The following is a 2,850-nucleotide window of genomic DNA, read 5'->3' on the forward strand; positions in this document are numbered from 1 at the left end:
AGACCAGAGTCCGGTTTTCAACTTTAAATAGTCCGGTTTTGAATTTTAACTGACACTCGAACAGTATTTCTTGACACCGTGTTTTGGCTCCGGTATCCTGATTGGCCAGTGCTTTGTGGTTTCCAGGTGTCCCTCGGAATGCCCCGGGGGTTTTGACTAAATGTGGTGACATAGAAGACTTTATGCGAATGAGGAAAAGGCAAATTGAAACGAACTGAACTCTGGAGAATAGGCATCATAGCTGTCTCGTTACTGCTTGCTCTCTGGTATCTCTTCCCATCATTCAGGTTGTACAGAATGTCTGCCTCAGCGCGCAGTTCAGTTGTCCAGGAGAAGCTCGATGCGCTGAGAGACAAAGCACTCCGGCTCGGGCTTGACCTCCAGGGCGGGATGCATCTTGTGCTCGAAGTGGACAAAGCCAAGCTGACCGCGGCAGAAGCAGAAGACGCTGCCGATAGGGCGATGGAAGTCATAAGGAACAGAGTTGACCAGTTTGGAGTTACCGAGCCTCTGATCCAGAAGCAGGGCAAGGACAGAATCGTCATTCAATTGCCGGGGCTTCTCGACGCAGATAGAGCAAAAGCTCTGATTGGTCAGACTGCCATGCTCGAGTTCAAGATAGTGAAGACTGAAGAAGAGGCGAAGAGGATCATGGACCGGCTTGACAGCTATTTCTCCCGCTCCCAAATTGCCAGGCAGCTTGGCGGAGACAGCCTAACCGTCGAAAAACCGGTCAACGCGAGGATTCTGACTTTTAAAGAGGGGGCGGCATTCTTTGAAACTGAAGAGACCGCGCCCGTCGAAAATCTTCTTGCAAGTTCTGGTATCGATACGCTTCTTCCCGGTGATGCGTCCCTCTCATGGGGATATGAGGAAGAAGCTTTCCAGGGAAGGGCCGGCAAGTTTCTGTACGTGCTTGACAGGGAACCCTTGCTCACCGGCTCGGCAGTGGCCAACGCCATCATGGGGTTTGGCCTTGAAGAAATGGCTCCAAATGCTCCTGGAGTTTCGCTGACGATGACAGGAAAGGGCGGGGCAAAGTTTGCAAAGTTAACAGGGAACAATGTCGGCAGAGAGCTGGCAATAGTTCTTGATAACAAGGTGCGCTCGGCTCCGGTGATTAGAGAGAGAATCCCGGGAGGCAGGGCTTCGATTACCGGAAGATTCGACGAGAAGGAAGCGAAGGACCTTGCCGTAGTTCTTAGGACCGGCGCCCTCCCTGCTCCGGTTAACGTGGTTGAAGAGAGGACCGTAGGTCCATCGCTGGGGCGGGATTCAATCAATATGGGCGTAAGGGCCGGTATCATTGGAAGCATACTTGTTGTGCTCTTCATGGTTGGCTACTACCGGGTGTCCGGGCTTCTGGCAATTGGCGCCGTTGTCGTCAACACGCTCTTCATACTCGCCGTGCTCGCCGGATTCCACGCGACTCTCACACTTCCCGGACTCGCAGGAATTGTCCTCACAATCGGAATGGCAGTCGATGCCAACGTTCTCGTTTTCGAAAGAATACGGGAGGAGCTCAGGAACAAGAAGACCGTGCGGGCGGCGATCGATGCCGGCTATACAAGGGCATTCCGGACAATTCTGGATTCAAACGTAACTACGCTCATAAGCGCACTCTTCCTCTTTCAATTCGGGACAGGACCTATCAAAGGTTTTGCGGTTACACTGAGCATCGGGCTGCTGGCGAATATGTACACTGCAGTTTTCTGCACGAGAGTTGTTTTCGACATGATAACGGCGAGGAAGAGAGTAGAGAAGCTGAGCATCTGAGAGGGGACAATGTTACAACTTCTGGTGGGGACTAAGTTTGGGTTTATGGCGCGCAGACGTTATGCGTACATGTTCTCCGGCGTGTGCGTGCTGATAACAATCATCTCGCTCATCGCCCACGGCGGTCCCAGGCTCAGCATCGATTTCACCGGCGGAACCTTGATGCAGTTGAAATTCAGCCAGCCTGTAAGGATTGATAGAGTCAGACAGGCAGTGGATGCTGCCGGTTACAGAGGTTCTGAGATTCAGGAGATTGGAGACTCGGGCGAAATTCTTATCCGGCTTCAAAACCCGGAGACAGGAAAGGATCCTTTCCCGGTAATCAAGAGTTCCTTTGCGAGCTTTTTCCCCGGTGTCCAGGTTGACTTGAGAAGGGAAGAAGCGGTCGGCCCCAAGGTTGGAAAAGAGCTGAGAGGGAAAGCGATTCTGGCAATTTTCTGGTCACTTCTCGGCATACTCATCTATGTGAGCATAAGGTACGAGTTCCGTTTTGCGCTAGGTGCCGTGATATCGCTCTTCCATGACGTGTTCATCGCCCTGGGGGCTGTCTCGGTCGCCAACAAAGAAGTGAGTCTCACCGTTGTTGCCGCCCTTCTCACTCTTGCTGGCTTTTCGATCAATGACACGATTGTTGTTTTCGACAGGATACGAGAGAGAGGAAGGGCCCTGAGAAAGGAAGGTCTTCAGAAAGTTTTTGACACGAGCGTAAACGAGACTCTCAGCAGAACAGTAATCACCACGTTTACAGTATTCCTCACGGTTATCGCTCTCTATCTCTTTGGTGGTGAGGTAATTCACGATTTCTCCTACGTTATGCTCGTAGGCGTGGTTTTCGGGACCTATTCCTCAGTTTATGTTGCATCCGCTCTTTCACTTGATATTGCTCTTGTGAGGCAGAAGAAGCTGAGAAAATAGGAAAATAGTGACAGTCACCTATTTATGATAATGGAAATAGGTGACTGTCACTATTTTCCCCTGTGGAACTTGCGCCTTTTCTTCCTGTATAATTAGGTAACAACCCCACTGGTGTCCGATTAGAAGTCCAAGAATAGCTGGAGGTTACGGGGATGTCTT

2 protein-coding genes are annotated in these 2,850 nt (G+C 51.1%); both read left to right on the forward strand.

The window, feature by feature from the left end; all coding sequences use genetic code 11:
* Nucleotides 1-204: 204 nt before the first annotated feature.
* Nucleotides 205-1,776: a protein translocase subunit SecD gene (secD, locus tag QME66_13210; GenBank protein MDI6809906.1), complete on the forward strand. Its 1,572-nt coding sequence runs from the start codon at nt 205-207 to the stop codon at nt 1,774-1,776.
* Between the two features lie 9 nt (nt 1,777-1,785).
* Nucleotides 1,786-2,691, forward strand: a complete 906-nt coding sequence (secF, locus tag QME66_13215; GenBank protein ID MDI6809907.1) for a protein translocase subunit SecF — start codon at nt 1,786-1,788, stop codon at nt 2,689-2,691.
* The last annotated feature ends 159 nt before the right edge of the window (nt 2,692-2,850 follow it).

Source organism: Candidatus Eisenbacteria bacterium, assembly GCA_030017955.1.
In the GTDB taxonomy this organism is placed as follows: Bacteria; Eisenbacteria; RBG-16-71-46; order JASEGR01; family JASEGR01; genus JASEGR01.

Coding starts and splice junctions, on each gene's coding strand:
- secF (MDI6809907.1), top strand. CDS start 1,786: ATGTTACAACTTCTGGTGGGGACTAAGTTTGGGTTTATGGCGCGCAGA.